We start from the raw sequence: 17,953 nt of genomic DNA on the forward strand, positions 1-17,953 counted from the left end.
GAGACTTCCGCTCGTTCGTCACGGGCTCGGTGATGTGTTCGTCGTGCACGCAACTGAAGCTGACGCTGAACCTGTGGCCGGACGTCACGTTCTCGGACCGCACCAAGTTCGGCTCGGCGTCCGTGGTCGCCAGCCTGAATCGCGCCCGCGCCGGGGAGGCTTGCACTCAGAGGAACGCGCTGGCGCCGGTCTCGGACGGCAGCGACGGCGGCCCGTACTTCGCAGCTGTCACGGGTGAAGCATCCCTTCCCGGCGCTGCCCCGCTGCTCGCCTCTCTCCCGCCGGAGGATCTGCGCGCCGGCCTGCGCGTTCGCCTGTGGTGCTGGTGCATGTCGGTGGGACCACGGTCGCGGCGCCGAGTGACGATCGCTCCGCAGGAGTCGGTCGAAGAGGCCAGGGGCGCTTGTTGCCTGTCCTGGTTCGTACCGCCGCCGATGTCGTCGCGGCCTTCAGGGGGCTGCGAGAGGCGCGGCACTCGCACCCGGGGTGGAGACAAGCGGAGTGAGCTGCGCCATGCAGATAATTCTACAAAACCTTGACGCCAGCTGTCCTCAGTGTAGAACCTTGGGTCGTCGACACCGGCCGAATCATGAGGAGGGTGCGCGCATGAGTGTCCAGACCGCTGAGGCGTCGATGTCCCACAGCAATGAGGTCCCGTCCGCCGCATCACCGGCGGCCGCACCGGAGGTCACCTTCGGCACCTCGCCGGAGAGGTACCGTCACTGGCGTCTCGATGTGGACGGGCCGGTGGCGACGTTGACCCTCGACATCGACGAGGCCGGTGGGATCGTGCCGGGGTACGAGCTGAAGATGAACAGCTACGACCTGGGTGTGGACATCGAGCTCTACGACGCCACGCAGCGGCTGCGGTTCGAGCACCCCGGGGTCCGCGCGATCGTGGTGACCAGCGGCAAGGACCGCAACTTCTGTGCAGGCGCGAACATCCGGATGCTGGCGCAGAGCTCGCACCCGTGGAAGGTGAACTTCTGCAAGTTCACCAACGAGACCCGCAACGGCATCGAGGACGCCACGGCGAACTCGGGCCAGACGTGGATCGCGGCGGTGAACGGTACGGCGGCGGGCGGTGGGTACGAGCTGGCGTTGGCGTGCGAGCGGATCCTGTTGGTGGACGACAACTCCTCGGCGGTGTCCCTGCCCGAGGTTCCGTTGCTGGGTGTGCTGCCGGGGACCGGCGGCCTGACACGGGTGATCGACAAGCGGAAGGTCCGCAAGGACCGGGCGGACGTGTTCGCCACTCGGCCCGAGGGGATCCGGGGCAAGCAGGCCGTCGAGTGGAAGCTCGTCGACGAGACCATCCCGAAGCGCGTCTGGGACGAGACGGTCGCCGAGCGTGCGGTGCAGGCCGCCGAGGGTTCGTCGCGCCCGGTCGACGTCCCGGGCATCAGCCTGCGACCCCTCGAACCGGAGGGCTACCACTACCGCCACGTGCGGGCGGACCTGGACCGCGAGCGCGGCCTGGTGGAGATCACGGTGCTGGGGCCCGAGGGTGGTGTTCCGGAGTCCCTGGACCGGGTGCACGAGCTGGGCGACGAGTTCTGGCCTCTGGCGATGACCCGCGAGCTCGACGACCTGATCCTGCGGTTGCGGGCCAACGAGCTCGAGCTCGGCACGTGGATCTTCCGCACGAAGGGCGCGGTCGAGGACACGCTGGCGTTCGAGCGGTTGATCGAGGAGCACAGCAAGGACGACTGGCTGGTCAACGAGATCCGCCACTACTTCAAGCGGGTGCTCAAGCGGCTGGACGTGACCTCTCGCAGCCTGATCGCCCTGATCGAACCGGGGTCGTGCTTCGCGGGTGCGCTCCTGGAGCTGGCCCTGGCGTGCGACCGCCAGTACATGCTCGACGGGACCCTCGACGAGGCCGGCTCCGAGCAGGGCGACGAGGCGCAGATCATGCTGTCGGCCAGCAACTTCGACACCTTCCCGATGGCCAACGGGCTCGCTCGTCTCGAGTCGCGCTTCTACGGCGACGGGGACCACCTGGCGAAGCTCCGCCAGGAGACGGACCGGCGGATCGGGGCCCGGGAGGCCCTCGAGCTGGGTCTGGTGACCGACGGCCCCGACGAGATCGACTGGGCGGACGAGATCCGGATCATGCTGGAGGAGCGGACATCGCTCTCGCCGGACGCGTTGACGGGCATGGAGGCGAACCACCGGTTCGTGGGGCCGGAGACGATGGAGTCGCGGATCTTCTCGCGGCTCACCGCCTGGCAGAACTGGATCTTCGTCCGGCCCAACGCCTCCGGGCCGGACGGCGCGCTGCGCAGGTACGGCACAGGGACGCGCGCCGACTTCGACCGCACCCGGGTCTGACCGCCACTACCCCCGATCGACCTTCGACCCGCCCGCGTCCGCGGCGGAGAGGACGGATCCCGCATGAGCATCGACTACGCCGAGAAGATCCCGAACAACGTCGACCTCGCCGGCGACCGCAAGCTGCAGCGAGCCCTCGAGTCGTGGCAGCCCAACTTCCTCGACTGGTGGAAGACCATGGGCCCGGCCGTGCCGACGCAGGACGTGTACCTGCGCACGGCGGTGGACGTCGGCCGTGAGGGCTGGGCCCACTTCGGGCACGTGGCCATGGAGGAGTACCGCTGGGGAGTGTTCCTCGCGGAGCGCAACCCGGACCGGCGCATCGCCTTCGGCGAGCAGAAGGGCGAGCCGGTCTGGCAGCAGGTGCCCGGTGAGTACCGCGCCGACCTGCAGCGGCTGATCGTGATCCAGGGCGACACCGAGCCCGCGTCGGTCGAGCAGCAGCGCCGCCTGGGCGAGACCGCGCCCTCGCTGTACGACCTGCGCAACCTCTTCCAGGTCAACGTGGAGGAGGGCCGGCACCTGTGGGCCATGGTGTACCTGCTGCACGCCTACTTCGGCCGCAACGGGCGCGAGGAGGCCGAGGCGCTGCTGCAGCGCAACTCCGGCGACCTCGACAGCCCCCGCATCCTCGGCGCGTTCAACGAGGAGACCCCGGACTGGCTGTCGTTCTACATGTTCACCTACTTCACCGACCGCGACGGGAAGTACCAGCTCGGCACCCTCAAGGAGTCCGCTTTCGATCCCTTGAGCAGGACGTGTGAGTTCATGCTCAAGGAGGAGGCCCACCACATGTTCGTCGGCACCACCGGGATCGACCGGGTGGTCACGCGGACCTGCGAGCTGATGCGCGAGCACGACACCGTGGACATCGCCCCGCACGGCGGCATCCCGCTCGACGTCATCCAGAAGTACGTGAACTTCCACTACTCGGTGTCGCTGGACCTGTTCGGCTCCGAGCAGTCCACGAACGCGGCCAACTACTTCACCGCCGGCCTGAAGGGCCGCTGGCAGGAGGAGCGCCGCAAGGACGACCACACCCTCACCGACGACGCAACCTCCATCGCCGTCGTGCGCGACGGCCGGGTCGCCGCGGACGAGGTGTCCGCGCTGCTCGCCCTGAACCTCGATCTGCGCAACGAGTACGTGAAGGACTGCGAGAACGGCCTCAAGCGGTGGAACCGCGTGATCGAGAAGGCCGGGATCGACACCCCGCTGTCACTGCCGCACGTCGGTTTCAACCGCGCGGTCGGGCTGTTCGCCGAGCACCACGTGACGCCCACGGGCGAGTTGGTCGGTGCCGACGCGTGGGAGGCGAAGAGGGACTGCTGGCTGCCCTCCGATGCCGACAAGACCCACGTCCAGAGCCTCATGCGGCCCGTCTACGCGCCCGGCCGGATCGCCGGCTGGGTGGCCCCGCCCGTCAGCGGCATCAACGGCCGGCCCTTCGACTACGAGTACGTCCACCTCAGCTGAACATCCAGGGAGCGACCCATGCCGTACGTGATCGCTGCCGCCTGCGTCGACATCATGGACCGGTCCTGCATGGACGGGTGCCCGGTCGACTGCATCTACGAGGGCAGCCGCAAGCTCTACATCAACCCGTTCGAGTGCATCGACTGCGGGGCCTGCGAACCGGCCTGTCCGGTCGAGGCGATCTCGCAGGACCGTGCCGTACCCGCCGGGCAGGAGCAGTTCGTCGAGGACAACCTGCGCTTCTTCGCGGACGTGCTGCCGGGCCGCGGCGAGGCCTTGGGCCAGCCCGGCGGCGCGTCCGACGTCGGCCCGATCGGGATCGACACGAACTTCGTCAAGAAGTTCCGGCGCGCCGACTAAGCGCACCCAGGCACCGACAGGAACGAGGGAGAACACCCGTGACCACACCGCTGAGGTCCTATGCGGCCGGCCGCTGGTACACCGCACCCGACACCGAGAGCGGCATCGTGGTGTCCGACGCCGTGACGGGCGACCCGGTCGCCGTGGTCTCCAGCTCCGGGCTCGACATGGGCGCGGTCCGCGACCACGCGACAGGGCTGGGCGGTCCCGCGCTGCGCGAGCTGACGTTCCCGCAGCGAGCCGGGCTGCTCAAAGCGCTCGCCGGGTACCTCAAGGAGCGGCGGCCGGCGTACTACGCGCTGTCGCACCGGACCGGGGCGACGCTGTACGACTCGAAGTTCGACGTCGACGGCGGCATCGGGGTGCTCAGCGCGTACGCGGGCATCGGTGCCCGCGGGCTCCCGGACGACACGGTCCTGACCGTGGACGAGCCGCACCCGCTCGGGCGTGGCGGCGGGTTCGCGGGGCGGCACCTGGCGGTGTCCCGTCCCGGTGTGGCCGTGCAGATCAACGCCTACAACTTCCCGGTCTGGGGGATGTTGGAGAAGCTCGCGCCGGCGGTGCTGGCCGGCGTGCCGTCGATCGTCAAGCCAGCCACGCCGACCGCGTTCCTGACCGAGCTCGTGGTGCGGGACGTGATCGGGTCGGGGATCCTCCCGGAGGGCGCGCTGCAGCTGGTCTGCGGCTCCGTGGGCGACTTGCTGGACCAGCTCGGGCCGCAGGACTCGGTGGCGTTCACCGGCTCCGCCGCCACGGGTCGGCGGCTGCGCGGCAACTCCACGGTGCTCGGCGAGACCGTGCGGTTCACGGTTGAGGCGGACTCGCTGAACTGCTCAGTGCTCGGCCCGGACGCGGGACCGGGGACGCCGGAGTTCGATCTCTACGTCGCTCAGCTCGTCACCGAGATGGCGGTAAAGGCGGGACAGAAGTGCACCGCGATCCGCCGGGCGCTCGTCCCGTCCGAGTACGTGCCCGCGGTGGTCGAGGCGGTGGCGGACCGGCTGGACCAGGTCGTCGTCGGCAACCCGACGAGCGCGGGCGTCACCATGGGTGCGCTGGCGGGCCTGGCCCAGCGTGAGGACGTGCGCACGGCGGTGCGCACCCTCGCGAACGGTGCGCGGATCGTCGTCGGCGATCCGGAGAAGGTCGACCCGGTCGACGCCGACCCGACCCGAGGCGCGTTCCTGGCGCCGATCCTGCTGGTCGCCGACGATCCGGCTCGTACGGAACCGCACGATGTCGAGGCGTTCGGGCCGGTCAGCACGGTGATCGGGTACGACTCGGTCGACGGTGCGATCGCGACGGCGGCGCGTGGGCGGGGCAGCCTCGCCGCGTCCGTCATCACCACCGACCCGCAGTTCGCGCGCCGGGTGGTGCGGGGTTTGGGGCCATGGCACGGCCGGGTCCTGGTGCTGGACCGCGACTCGGCGCCCGAGTCCACCGGGCACGGGTCGCCGATGCCGACGCTGCTGCACGGCGGACCTGGCCGTGCAGGCGGCGGCGCGGAGCTCGGCGGGCTCGAGTCCGTGCGGCACCACATGCAGGTGGTCGCCGTGCAGGGGTCCCCGGCCGTCCTGGCCGCTGTGTCGCGATGAGCGGCCCGGACGTGCCCCGCGTCGCCGTGGTCGGTTCGGGTCCGGCAGGGCTCTACACGGTTGCGGCCCTGCAGTCCTCCGGTCCGCCGGTCGAGATCGACGTGCTCGACCGGCTGCCGACCCCCTACGGCCTCGTGCGCTACGGGGTGGCGCCCGACCACGCCAAGATCAAGGCCGTCGCCCGCGTGCTCGCCAAGCCCTTCGCGAAGGGCGTTCGCTTCCTCGGCAACGTCGAGGTCGGCCGGGACGTCACCCACGACGAGCTGCTCGAGCACTACCACGCGGTGGTGTACGCGTCGGGCACGGAGAACGATGCGCGCGTGGGCATCCCGGGCGAGGACCTGGACGGCTGCCTGGGTTCCTCGCACTTCGTCCGCTGGTACAACGGGCACCCCGACGCGGAGGAGCACGCGCTGGTGCTCGACGCCCGCGCGGTCGCCGTGATCGGGGCCGGCAACGTGGCGCTGGACGTGGCCAGGGTGCTGTGCCGGACCGGCGCGGAGATGCGGGACACCGACGTGCCGCACCGGGTCCTCGACGCGCTGGACCGCAGCCGGGTCACGGACGTGCACGTGCTGATCCGCCGGACGCCCGCCGACGCGCGGTTCACCCCGGCGGAGCTGTTCCAGCTCGGCGAGCTCGCCGACGCCGACGTGATCCTGCACGACGGGGGAGCGGGGGTCGACGACCCGGCGACCTCCGAGGACCGCCGGGTGCGGCTCAACCTGGAGGCCTTCCGCACCTTCGCCGCCACCCCGCCGGCGGGGCGTTCGCGGCGGATCCATCTGCGTTTCCTGGTGTCTCCCCGGCAGATCGTGGGGGACGGGCGGGTCGAGGGGATCGTCGTCGAGCACAACGAGCGCTCGGCCGACGGCGGCATCAGCGGCACCGGACGCACCGAGCAGATCCCGGTCGGTGCGGTGATCACCGCGGTCGGATTCCGCGGTGTCCCGCCGGCCGAGCTGCCGCACGACGAGCGCGGCGTCGTCACGAGCGTGCAGGGCCGCGTGGTGCGCGACGGCGCGGCCGTTCCGGGCGTCTACGTCGCTGGCTGGCTGAAGCGTGGCCCCAGCGGGGTGATCGGCACCAACAAACCCGACGGCGCGGAGACCGCCGCCGCCGTGGTGAAGGACCTGGCGACCCTTTCCACCCGCCAGGTTCGCGGCGACCTGATCGAGCTGCTGAACGAGCGCGGAGCACAGATCGTCGACTGGGCGGGCTGGTTGCGTCTCGACGACCACGAGGCCGGGCTCGGCGGCCCGGTCGGCCGGGGCCGGGTGAAGGTCCACGACCTGGCCTCCATGCTGCAGCACAGTGTGGTCACCCGGTCCCGGATCGGTGCGTAGGCAGCACAGGCAGTCCTACCGGATGCGGTGCCGGAGACTCGCCGGCGGCGTCGGCCACGGCGCCCGGGGCGACGGCGCCCCGGACCGGCGTCGACGTGCACTGGCCGCGTCGTACCCAGAGCCCCCTTACCGCTGCGGGGCCCTATGGTGCCCCGCGGTGGCGTCGCGGGGAGCCGCCGTCGGGATACCGAGGGGCGCGATTCAGGGTCCTCTATCGCCCCGAGCGCCGCGATCTCGACGGCGTGAGTGTTGCACGGGCGCGGGTGGACGGCCTGCGGGCCGCTCGTCCCTCGCGTCCGAAGTCGTCGGGCCTGGCGCAGTGCGAACACCGGCGGCGGCAATCCGGCGTGCTCGACGCGGAGCAAGCCCACTCGCGGGGCGGCCTATGACCCGGGTCACCGTGTAGGTGAACCTGGTTACGAGCGTGTCCCCGTCGACAGGGGACGACGCAGCTGGTGATTCGGTCTCATCAATGCGCCACGTCCGCTCTCCTCGGTGACGGTCCGGCCGTCGGCGCCCGCTTCACCAGCCGCAACGCCACCGCCGCCCAGCCCTCGGATACCCGTTGCCGCGTGACCGCGTGGACTGCCGCGGACGCCGGGCTCGATCACCGCGCGTTGCTCGTCAATGGTGGCCCGGGTGTTGCCATCGGCCTGTTGAGGGTCGCCGCGGTGGATGTCCGGGGGGGGGTCGGGGAGCGGCGCCTGGCTAGGACGACGGCTTGGCACCGCCGAGCTGGACCTCGATCCGCCTCCCCGCCGATTGAAGCGGCACGAGGTGCGCGTGGAGCGTGCGCTTGGTGAGTCTGCTCGCCGGACCAGCCACTGCGAGTGATCCAACCACGTTACCGGTGTAGTCCCGGAGTGGGACCGCCAGTGAGCAGAGCCCGACCTCCCGTTCCTGCCAGCAGACGGCGTAGCCCTCCGAGCGGACGCCGGCCAGTTCGTTGCGCAGGGTGCTGGGGTCGGTGACGGTGGTTGCGGTGAACCGCGCGAGCGGCGCCGCGAGGAGTCGCTCGAAGAGGGTCGCGTCGGAGGCGAAGGCGAGGAGGACCTTCCCAGAGGCCGTGGCATGGAGCGGGCCGCGTCGGCCGGCGTTGGCGCGCATCTGCAGCCCCGTCGGGGCTTCGCCGCGGTCCAGGTAGAGGACTGTGTCCTCGTCGAGGATCCCCAGGAGGACGGACTCCCCGGTGTGCGCGGCGAGGCGATCCAGATGGGGTCGCGCGATCCTCGGGAGATCGACGTCGCGCACCACCTTGGCGCCGAGCTCGTAGAGGCCCCAGCTCAGGCGGTAGCGGCTGGTCTCCGAATCTTTCGCCACGAGGTTGCGGGATTCCAGCGTGGCGAGCAGATGATGGACCGCGGCCTTGCTCAGTCCGGTCTGCCGAGCGAGCTCCGTGACCCCGACCGCGCCGTAGGCGCGACCGAGCGCATCCAGGACGTCGAGGGCGTGGTCCACGGCTCGTACGCGCCTGGCCGGCTTCGTCGGGGTGTCCTGGGCGGCGAGCTCGGTGGTCTCGGACGCCACGGCGCCCTCCGTCCTCTGCGACAGCGGCCGCGGGAAGCCCCACGCCGCGGTCGAGTTTTGCACCCTTGTTAGCAGTGTGCAAACGCCGTTCACGAAGACGAAACGCGCGCCTTAATTTCCCCTTCGACCTCGAGTCGGCCGAGCCCGGATCCCCGGGGGTGTGGCCCTTCAGAGACGAAGGCGGAGTGAGATGCGCAGTATCAAGGTGCGTGTTGCGGTCGGCGTGGCCGCGGCGGCCGCAGTGGCGTTGCTCGGCGCGTGCAGCGCCAACGCTCCCGCGCCGGGGAACGGCGCGGCCGGAGCCGACGGCTCGTTCAAGGTCGGCCTGCTCCTCCCCGAGACCGCCGTGGCGCGGTACGAGGGCCGCGACCGGCCCTACTTCGAGGCGGCGCTCAAGCAGCAGTGCCCGGGCTGCCAGTTCCTCTACTCGAACGCGAACTCGAGTGCCGCGACCCAGCAGCAGCAGGCGCAGTCGATGCTGACCCAGGGCGCCAACGTCCTCGTGGTCGACCCGGTCGACGGCAAGGCCGCGGCCAGCATCGTGTCCGCGGCCGCGTCGCGGAAGGTTCCGGTCGTGGCCTACGACCGCTTGATCGACAGCCCCGACCTCGCCTATGTCGTATCGAACGACTACGAGCAGGTCGGCAGGCTGCAGGCGCAGTCGCTGGTGGACAAGCTCAAGGCCGACGGAGTGGCGCTCTCCGCCGGCGGGGTCCTGATGATGAACGGTGCCAGCACCGACTTCAACGCCGGCCTGATCAAGCGGGGCGCGATGAGCGTGCTGGAGCAGAGCGGCTACCCGATCCTCTCCTCCATCGACACATGGGATCCGGACGTTGCCCAGAACTGGGTGGCCGGCCAGATCACCCGCTTCGGGAAGCGCATCGTCGGGTTCTACTCGGCGAACGACGGCAACGCCGGCGCGGCCATCGCCGCGGCACGAGCCGGTGGGCTCACTCCGCTGCCCCCCTCGACCGGGCTGGACGCCTCGGTCGCGGGTCTGCAGTCGATCCTCGTCGGCGACCAGTACATGACCACGTACAACGCCTTCCAGAAGGAGGCGAACACCGCGGTCACGGTCGCGTTGCAGCTCGCGCGCGGCGAGAAGCCGAACGCCACCACGCAGCTCGAGGGCCGGCCCGCCTCGATCAATGCGCCGGTCGCGGTGACGCGCAGCAACATCGCCTCGACCGTCCTGGCCGATGGCTTCTACACCGCCGCCGACATCTGCGTGGCGCAGTACCAGCAGGCCTGCGCGGCAGCGGGCATCCGCTGAGTCCACGACCACCTCACCGACGGAGGTCATCCATGTCCTCGGCTTCTGTGACCGCGCCCAGCTCGCGTGCTGACGACACGGCCGGCGCCCTGCTCTCCCTGCGGGGGATCGACAAGAGCTTCGGTGCCGTCCAGGCGCTCACCGGCATCGACCTCGACATCGCTGCCGGCGAGGTCGTCGCGCTGCTCGGTGACAACGGCGCCGGCAAGTCCACCCTGGTCAAGGTGCTCGCCGGGGTGCACCCAGCGGATGCGGGCACGATCACCTTCCAGGGGCGCCAGGTCGAGATCTCCGGTCCGACGGCGTCGAAGGCGCTGGGGATCGCGACGGTCTACCAGGACCTCGCGCTGTGCGACAACCTCGACGTCGTCGCCAACCTCTTCCTCGGTTGCGAGGACAAGCGGCTCACGCTGCGCGAGGAAGCCATGGAGCGGCAGGCCTGGACGCTGCTGCGCCAGCTGTCGGCGAAGATCCCGTCGGTGCGGATCCCGGTGGCCGCCCTGTCCGGCGGACAGCGCCAGACCGTCGCGATCGCGCGCTCGCTGGTCGGCCATCCCTCGATCGTCATCCTCGACGAGCCCACTGCGGCCCTGGGCGTCGCGCAGACCGCGGAGGTGCTCAACCTGATCGAGCGGTTGCGTGAGCGCGGACACGGGGTCCTTCTGATCACCCACAACATGGCGGACGTGCGCGAGGTGGCCGACCGGGCCGTGGTGCTCCGCTTGGGCCGCAACAACGGCACCTTCGACGTCGCGTCCACCACCCACGAAGAGATCGTGGCGGCGATCACCGGCGCGACCGACAGCGCCGTGACTCGGCGGGCGACCGCGATGGCGGACCGGCCACAGGCCGAGGAGGCGACCCCGTGACCCAGACGACGGACCGTGAGGTCCCGCTGGACCTGCAGGACGAGCGTCTCGCACGCGCGACCACCACCGGTGCCCGGATGCGCGCCGGATGGCAGGCGGTCCGCGACGGCGAGGTCAGCGCGCTGCCGATCGTGCTCGGCCTCGTGCTGATCTTCGTGGTCTTCCAGATCCTCAACCCCTACTTCCTCTCCAGCGCCAACCTCGTCGACCTCGCGACCCAATGCGCGGCGGTCGGCACGATCGCGCTGGGCATCGTGCTGGTGCTACTGGTCGGACAGATCGACCTCTCCGTCGGTTCGATGAGCGGCGTCGCCTCGGCGCTGCTGGGCGTGGGGCTGGCCCTGCACGGCTGGCCCTTGTGGATCGCCCTCGCCACCGCGTTGCTGGCCGGCGTCGCCGTGGGGACGCTCTACGGCGGGCTGTTCGTCGCCTTCCGCGTCCCATCCTTCGTGATCACCCTCGCCGGCCTGCTCGGGCTGCTCGGGCTGCAGCTGCTGATCCTCGGCGCCAACGGATCCATCAACATCCCCTTCGACACGGCGATCGTCGTGTTCATGCAGACCTCCTTCGTGACGCGGCCGCTGTCCTACGTGCTGGTGGCCGCAGTGGCGGGCGCTTACCTGCTCAGCGCACTCCTGCGGGACCGGCGTCGCAGGGCCGAGGGACTCTCCACCGGCTCACTGGCGCTGACCGTGGCCCGGGCCGGCCTGCTGCTGGTCGTGCTCGAGGCCGTGACCTACTACCTCAACCAGGACCGGGGCATCAGCGCGCCGTTCGTGCTGTTCGTGGCGATGACTGCCGGGATGGCGTTCCTGCTCAAGCGGACCGCGTGGGGCCGTTCGGTCTTCGCCGTGGGTGGCTCCGTCGAGGCCGCCCGCCGCGCCGGCATCAACGTCACCGGTGTGTATGTCTCGGTGTTCGTGCTCTGCTCGGCGTTCGCCGCTCTGGGCGGGCTCCTCTCCGCCGGGCGGCTGGCCACCGCCAGCATCAGCAGCGGCGTCGGTGACACCAACCTCAACGCGATCGCGGCCGCGGTCATCGGCGGTACCAGCCTGTTCGGTGGCCGTGGTTCGGCGTGGTCGGCCCTGCTCGGCATCGTCGTCATCCAGTCCATCGCCAGCGGGCTGACGCTGCTCAACCTCGACTCCTCGGTCCGCTACATGATCACCGGTGGGGTCCTGCTGCTGGCCGTGATCGTCGATGCGGTCTCGCGCAGGACCCGCGCCGCACACGGTCGCGCGTGACTCCCCTCCTTCGAGAAAGGCCGAGGTGACACCGATGACCCAGCTCGACACCGCTCCCGTGACCGGAGGAACCCGACCCCGGCACCACGACCACTTCATCGACGGCGACTGGGTGCGGAGCTCCGGAGAGATCATCGAGCGGCGGGCCCCCGCCACCGGCTTGCTCGTCTCGCAGGTCGCCGCCGGGACCGCCGACACCGTGGACCGGGCTGTGGCTGCCGCGAGACGGGCGTTCGAGGACGACCGCTGGTCACAGGTCTCGGGTTTCGAGCGCGCTGCGGTGCTGCACCGGGTGGCGGACCTCATCAGCACCCACGCCGAGACGCTGGCCCGGCTCGACGCCGAGGAGGTGGGCAAGCCCATCCTGGTGGCCCGCGCCGACGTCGCCGGGGCGGCCCAGCTGACCCGCTACGCTGCCGGGCTCGCGATCCAGATGCAGGGGACGACCCACACCAACAACGGGCCGGAGCACACGGGGCTGGTGCTGCGCGAGGCCGCGGGCGTCGTCGGGTTGATCACGCCGTGGAACTTCCCGGCACTGATCCTCTCGCAGAAGCTGCCGCTCGCGCTGGCCGCCGGCTGCACGGTCGTGGTCAAGCCGTCCGAGCTGACCAGCAGCAGCGCGGCGGCGATCGCCCGGCTGTACGCCGAGGCAGGGCTGCCGGACGGGGTGCTCAACGTCGTGACCGGGGACGGCCGCGCAGGGGCGGCGCTCGCCGAGCACCCCGACGTGGACGTGCTGTCGTTCACCGGGTCGACCGCGACGGGGCGGCGCATCATCGCGGCCTCGGCGGGCAACCTCAAGAAGCTCTCGCTCGAGCTCGGCGGCAAGGCCGCGACCGTGGTCTTCCCCGACGCGGACCTCGACGCCGCCGCGGCCGGCGTGGTGTTCGGCGGCTTCTTCAACAACGGCGAGTGCTGCGTCGCGCAGTCCCGCCTGCTGGTGCACACCGACATCGCCGAGGAGTTCCTCGCTGCGGTGCGCGAGCGGACCGCAGCGCTGCGCGTGGGTCAGCCGCTGGACGAGACCACCGATGTCGGCGCGCTCATCCACGAGGCCCACCTCCGTGCGGTCGTGGGCGCGATCGACCGGGCCGAGGAGGCGGGTGCCACCGTGCTGGTCGGGGGCAGCCGCGCCAGCTCCCCACAGCTGGCCGGAGGCTCGTTCCTGGTCCCGACCGTCCTCGACGGCGTGACTCCGCAGATGGCGGCGTTCAGCGACGAGATCTTCGGCCCGGTGCTCACCGCCTCCCGCTTCCGCACCACCGAGGAAGCACTGGCCCTGGCCAACGGCGTCGACTACGGACTGTCCAACAGCGTCTGGAGCCGCGACATCGACACGGCTCTCCCGTTCGCCCGGGGGCTGCGCAGCGGGTCGGTCTACGTCAACACGGTGATCGACGGGCCGCCGACGATGCCGTTCGGCGGCTACAAGACCAGCGGCATCGGCCGGGAGATGGGGCAGGCCGGCTTCGAGGAGTTCACCGAGCTCAAGTCTGTCAGCATCCGGACCGGGACCCGCCCGGGACGATTCACCATCGGGACGCCGCCCGCGTCCTGACCCTGGCTGACAGCGCAGACCGCACGACCGAGTAGAGGAAACCGAGGACGTCTCATGGTCACCATCTGCGACCCGGCCCAGGCGGCAGCCCGGGTGCCCGACGGCGCCACCGTGCTGGTCGACGGTTCGGGCGGCGGCGTCAACGAGCCCGGCGCGGTGCTCGCCGCGTTGGAGGCGCGGTTCCTCGAGCAGGCCGCACCCGCCGGACTCACGCTCGTCCACATCTCCGGCATGGGCGACGGTCACGGCGGCGGGATCGACCGCTTCTCCCACCCCGGGATGGTGCGCCGCGTCATCGGCGGGCACTGGGGTTGGACCCCGGGGATGCAGGCGCTGGCCGTGTCCGGCGAGATCGAGGCCTACTGCCTGCCCCAGGGCACCCTGTCGCACCTGATGCGGGAGATCGCCGGGGGTCGGCCGGGCACGGTCAGCCAGGTCGGCCTCGGCACGTTCGTGGATCCGCGGCACGGCGGCGGCAAGCTGAACTCCGCCGCCACCGACGACCTGGTCGACGTGATCGAGCTGGCCGGGCGGGAGTGGCTGTTCACCAAGGCCTTCCCCATCGACGTCGCGATCATCCGCGGGACCCGCGCCGACACCGACGGCAACATCACCATGGACGGGGAGGGACTGCTGGCCGAGACGCTCTCCGCGGCACAGGCGGCGCGCGCCAGCGGCGGGATCGTCATCGCCCAGGTCCGCGAGCTTGTCGCGGCGGGCACGCTCGACCCGCGACGGGTCCGGGTCCCCGGCGTCGTCGTCGACACCCTCGTCGTCGCCCCCGATCAGCGGCTGTCCTTCGCCACCCGCGACGATCCCTTCCTCACCGGCGAGCTCCGGGCGCCGTCGGTGTCGCACACCCCGCTCGCGCTGTCGGTGCGGAAGGTGATCGCCCGCCGGGCGGCCCTGGAGCTGCACCGGGGCGACGTGATCAACCTCGGCTTCGGCGTGCCCGACGGGGTCGCGGCCGTCCTGGCGGAGGAGGGCCTGCAGGAGCAGGTCACGTTCACCGTCGAACAGGGCCACGTCGGGGGCATCCCGGCCGGGGGCTCGGACTTCGGCATGTGCGTGAACCCGATGGCCTCGCTCGACGCGGGCCACCAGTTCGACTGGTACGACGGCGGCGGCCTGGATATCGCGGTACTCAGCTTCGCCCAGATCGACCCGTCAGGGAACGTGAACGTCTCGCAGTTCGGCGGCCGCATCGCCGGTGTCGGTGGCTTCATCAACATCTCGCAGGGGGCCAAGCGCCTGGTGTTCGTCGGGACCTTCGTCGCCGGGGCGCCCGTCACCGTCGGCGGCGAGCTGCCCCTGCAGGTGCCCGAACACGGCGCGGCGAAGCTGGTGACCCACGTCGAGCAGGTCAGCTTCTCCGCCGCCCGCGCGTTGGAGACCGGCCGGCCCGTCGTCTACGTCACCGAGCGGGCCGTCTTCCGCCTCACCCCGGACGGCATCGAGCTCACCGAGATCGCCCCCGGTCTCGACCTCGACGCCGACGTGCTGGCGCACATGGAGTTCAAACCCCTCATCAGCCCCGATCTCGGCGAGATGGACGACCGCCTCTACCGGGCGGCGGCGATGTCTCTCGAGCTGCCGACCGATGACACGAAGGCGCGCTGACCATGACCGACGCAGCACCCCCGCCGTCGGCCGGCGAACCCGCACCGGCGGTCCTGCTCCGGGAACACCACGGCGCGGTCCTGCTGGCCACCCTCAACCGGCCCACCAAGGGCAACGCGCTGAGCCGCCCGCTCATCGACGCGCTCGACCGGTTCGCCGCCGACGTGGCCGCGGACCACGCGACCGGGGGCGACCGACGCATCCGGGCGGTGGTCCTCACCGGCGCCGGCGGGCGTGCCTTCAGCGCGGGCGCCGACATCACCGAACTCGACGGCATCGGCGGCCTGGACGCCCGGACCCAGATGCGCCACGGGCAAGCGGTCTTCGACCGCATCGAGGCGCTCCCGGTCCCGGTCGTCGCCGCCATCGACGGGGTGGCTCTCGGTGGGGGTCTCGAGCTCGCCATGGCCGCCGACATCCGGTTGGCATCACCCGGCTCCCGGCTCGGGCAGCCGGAGATCACGCTGGCCAACCTGCCCGGATGGGGCGGCACCCAGCGTCTTCCCCGCCTCGTGGGCAGCGGATTGGCCACCGAGATGATCCTGCTCGGCGACCCGGTCGACGCCGAGCGGGCCGCGGCCATCGGGCTCGTCAACCGCGTGGTGGCCGATCCCGTCACCGCCGCCCTCGAGCTCGCCGCGCGTCTCGCCGGCAACAGCGCCACCGCGATCCGCGGCGCCAAGGAGGCCATCCACGCGGGGCTCACCCACGGCATCGAGACCGGCCTCGTGGTCGAGGCCGACGCCGTCGCCGCCTGCTGCGGGACCGCCGAGCAGCGGGCAGCGGTGCAGGCCTTCCTGAACCGACGCCGACCGGCCCCGGCTGCCGCCAGCACCGACGAGGAGGAGACCCCCCGATGACCGACGCCATCGGGCTGCAGGACGCCGCAGCCCACGACCCGGCACGCGCCGCACGCGGTGCCACCTCGGGGCCCGGTCACCGCACCCTCACCGTCGAGGAGTCGCTGGACTTCGCCGCCGGCCAGGTCCGGAGATTGGTCACAGACTCGCCCGGAAAGCTCCCGACCTACACCTCCGGCGGGAAGTGGGTCTTCGACGACGATCCCTGGGCGCCGAACTGGTCCGGTGGTTTCCTCACCGGCATGATGTGGGTGTTCGCCCGCCGCACCGGCGATCCCTGGTGGCGCGAGCAGGCCGAGCGGTACTGCCGCCAGGTGGAGCCCCGCAAGTCCGACCCAGGGACACACGACATCGGGTTCGTCCTTGAACCCAGCTGGGGACGCTGGTTCGACTGGACCGGCGACGCCCACGCCCGCGAGGTCCTCGTCGAGGGCGGCCGCACCATGGCCGCGCGGCTGCAGGAGGTCGGCGGCTACCTCAGCACATGGGTCGATCCGGGCAGCACGTTCATCGACGTGATGATGAACGTCGGGATCATCTTCCGAGCGGCGAAATACGCCGACGACCCGGAACTCGCCGAGATCGCCCTGCGCCACTGCCGCACCACCCGCCGCCACCTGGTGCGCGGCGACGGCAGCACGCTGCACGAGGGATGGTTCGACACCGACAGCGGGGAGTTCCTCCGCGCGGCCACCCACCAGGGGCACCGTGCCGACTCGACCTGGGCGCGCGGGCAGGCCTGGGCGATCTACGGGTTCACCACCGCCTATGCGCACACTGGCCACGCCGACCTGCTCGACACCGCCCGACGCGCTGCGGACTACTACGTGCGGAACACCCCCGACGGCGTCCCGCCCAACGACTGGCTAGATCCGGGGCGCGCGCCCCGCCGCGAGGCCTCGGCCGCGGCCATCACCGCGGCCGGCCTGCTGCACCTGGGCGCCGCCCTCGGCGAGCAGCACGGGTGGGCCTACCGTCGCTACGCCCTCGACGTCCTCGCGCGGCTGCGTTCCACCGAGTACCTGGCGGCGGACAGCGCCGGCTGGGAGGGCGTGCTGCGCCACGCGACGTACCACGAGCGCAACGGCCTCGGCATCGACGAGAGCGTGATGTGGGGCGACTACTACCTCGTCGAGGCGCTCGATCTGGCCGCCGGCCCGACCCCCGGGCCGAGCCCCCGATGAGCCGCCCCGACGTCGCCCGCGCCGCGCACGACGGGACGGCTCATCTCCCCGCGGAGGAGACCACCGCGGCGATCGCGGACTCCGGGCTGATCGCCGTCCTGCGATCCGGGACCGCACAGCACTACCGCGCCGTCACCGAGGCCCTCGTCGAGGCGGGGGTCCGGACCCTCGAGATCACGCTCACCGCCCACGGCGCGCTCTCCGCACTCGAGCACATCGCCAAGGACTACCACGGCAGCGACGTACTGGTCGGCGCCGGGACGGTGGTCGACGCCACCCAGGCGGAGATGTGCCTCGAGGCCGGAGCAACCTTCCTGGTGTCCCCCGCCTACTGCGCCGACGTCCTGGCGGTCGCCCGCATCGCCGAGACCGCCGTCTATCCCGGCGCCATGACTCCCACCGAGATCCTCACCGCCCACCGCGGCGGCGCCTCGGCGGTGAAGCTGTTCCCGGCCGCGGCCCTGTCCCCGCGCTACCTGCTCGACGTGCACGCTCCGCTCCCCGAGATCACGATCATGCCGACCGGCGGGATCGACATCGACGACATCCCGGCGTGGATCAGGGCGGGTGCCGGGGCCGTCGGCCTGGGCAGCCCGCTGCTCGGCCGCGCGGTCGATGACGGCCCTGCCCCCGACCTGCGCGAGCGGGCGCGCCGCGCCGTCGCCGCAGTGGCCGAGGCGCGCGCGTGAGCGCTCCGGTCC

Annotated in this window: 14 protein-coding genes; 13 read left to right on the top strand and 1 reads right to left on the bottom strand. The window is 71.4% G+C overall.

Annotation, left to right across the window (positions count from 1 at the left end; translation table 11 throughout):
* Positions 1-633 precede the first annotated feature (633 nt).
* From boxC to ACQEVB_RS23275, 5 genes are all read left to right on the top strand, one after another.
* Positions 634-2,334 carry a 2,3-epoxybenzoyl-CoA dihydrolase gene (gene boxC / locus ACQEVB_RS23255; protein WP_432980520.1) on the top strand — a complete coding sequence of 567 codons (1,701 nt, stop codon included), beginning with the start codon at positions 634-636 and terminating at the stop codon, positions 2,332-2,334.
* Positions 2,335-2,397: 63 nt separating this feature from the next.
* On the top strand, positions 2,398-3,810 hold the full coding sequence (gene boxB, locus ACQEVB_RS23260) for a benzoyl-CoA 2,3-epoxidase subunit BoxB (RefSeq protein ID WP_432974802.1): 1,413 nt from the start codon (positions 2,398-2,400) through the stop codon (positions 3,808-3,810).
* Between the two features lie 18 nt (positions 3,811-3,828).
* Positions 3,829-4,170 carry a ferredoxin gene (fdxA, locus tag ACQEVB_RS23265; RefSeq protein WP_432974804.1) on the top strand — a complete coding sequence of 114 codons (342 nt, stop codon included), beginning with the start codon at positions 3,829-3,831 and terminating at the stop codon, positions 4,168-4,170.
* Between the two features lie 38 nt (positions 4,171-4,208).
* A complete protein-coding gene (gene paaZ / locus ACQEVB_RS23270; RefSeq protein ID WP_432974806.1) occupies positions 4,209-5,765 on the top strand; it encodes a phenylacetic acid degradation bifunctional protein PaaZ in 1,557 nt (518 codons plus the stop codon).
* Complete coding sequence (locus ACQEVB_RS23275; RefSeq protein WP_432974808.1) at positions 5,762-7,111, top strand: FAD-dependent oxidoreductase; 1,350 nt, start codon at positions 5,762-5,764, stop codon at positions 7,109-7,111. Before paaZ ends, ACQEVB_RS23275 begins: the two co-directional genes overlap by 4 nt.
* Positions 7,112-7,819: 708 nt before the next feature.
* Here the strand turns inward: ACQEVB_RS23275 and ACQEVB_RS23280 are convergent.
* Positions 7,820-8,638, bottom strand: coding sequence for an IclR family transcriptional regulator (locus tag ACQEVB_RS23280; RefSeq protein ID WP_432974810.1), 819 nt, complete (start codon positions 8,636-8,638; stop codon positions 7,820-7,822).
* A 190-nt stretch (positions 8,639-8,828) separates the two neighbouring features.
* Here ACQEVB_RS23280 and ACQEVB_RS23285 point away from each other — a divergent pair, with 190 nt between their 5' ends.
* Genes ACQEVB_RS23285 through ACQEVB_RS23320 form a run of 8 tightly spaced genes read left to right on the top strand, consistent with a single transcriptional unit; the run spans position 8,829 to position 17,941 of the window.
* On the top strand, positions 8,829-9,914 hold the full coding sequence (locus ACQEVB_RS23285) for a substrate-binding domain-containing protein (protein WP_432974812.1): 1,086 nt from the start codon (positions 8,829-8,831) through the stop codon (positions 9,912-9,914).
* A 32-nt stretch (positions 9,915-9,946) separates the two neighbouring features.
* Positions 9,947-10,783 (top strand): ATP-binding cassette domain-containing protein, encoded by an 837-nt coding sequence (locus tag ACQEVB_RS23290; protein ID WP_432974814.1) that lies wholly within the window; start codon positions 9,947-9,949, stop codon positions 10,781-10,783.
* Complete coding sequence (locus ACQEVB_RS23295; RefSeq protein ID WP_432974816.1) at positions 10,780-12,027, top strand: sugar ABC transporter permease; 1,248 nt, start codon at positions 10,780-10,782, stop codon at positions 12,025-12,027. Before ACQEVB_RS23290 ends, ACQEVB_RS23295 begins: the two co-directional genes overlap by 4 nt.
* Before the next feature lie 34 nt (positions 12,028-12,061).
* Positions 12,062-13,588: an aldehyde dehydrogenase family protein gene (locus tag ACQEVB_RS23300; RefSeq protein WP_432974818.1), complete on the top strand. Its 1,527-nt coding sequence runs from the start codon at positions 12,062-12,064 to the stop codon at positions 13,586-13,588.
* A gap of 54 nt (positions 13,589-13,642) precedes the next feature.
* Positions 13,643-15,208: an acyl CoA:acetate/3-ketoacid CoA transferase gene (locus ACQEVB_RS23305; RefSeq protein WP_432974820.1), complete on the top strand. Its 1,566-nt coding sequence runs from the start codon at positions 13,643-13,645 to the stop codon at positions 15,206-15,208.
* Positions 15,209-15,210: 2 nt separating this feature from the next.
* Positions 15,211-16,068 (top strand): enoyl-CoA hydratase/isomerase family protein, encoded by an 858-nt coding sequence (locus tag ACQEVB_RS23310; protein WP_432974822.1) that lies wholly within the window; start codon positions 15,211-15,213, stop codon positions 16,066-16,068.
* Entirely contained in the window at positions 16,065-17,252 is a 1,188-nt protein-coding gene (locus tag ACQEVB_RS23315; protein ID WP_432974824.1) for a glycoside hydrolase family 88 protein, read from the top strand. The genes ACQEVB_RS23310 and ACQEVB_RS23315 overlap by 4 nt, the downstream gene beginning before the upstream one ends.
* Entirely contained in the window at positions 17,249-17,941 is a 693-nt protein-coding gene (locus ACQEVB_RS23320; RefSeq protein ID WP_432974826.1) for a bifunctional 4-hydroxy-2-oxoglutarate aldolase/2-dehydro-3-deoxy-phosphogluconate aldolase, read from the top strand. The genes ACQEVB_RS23315 and ACQEVB_RS23320 overlap by 4 nt, the downstream gene beginning before the upstream one ends.
* Positions 17,942-17,953: the final 12 nt, after the last annotated feature.

Source organism: Pseudonocardia sp. CA-107938, from assembly GCF_050936315.1.
Taxonomy (GTDB): Bacteria; Actinomycetota; Actinomycetes; order Mycobacteriales; family Pseudonocardiaceae; genus Pseudonocardia.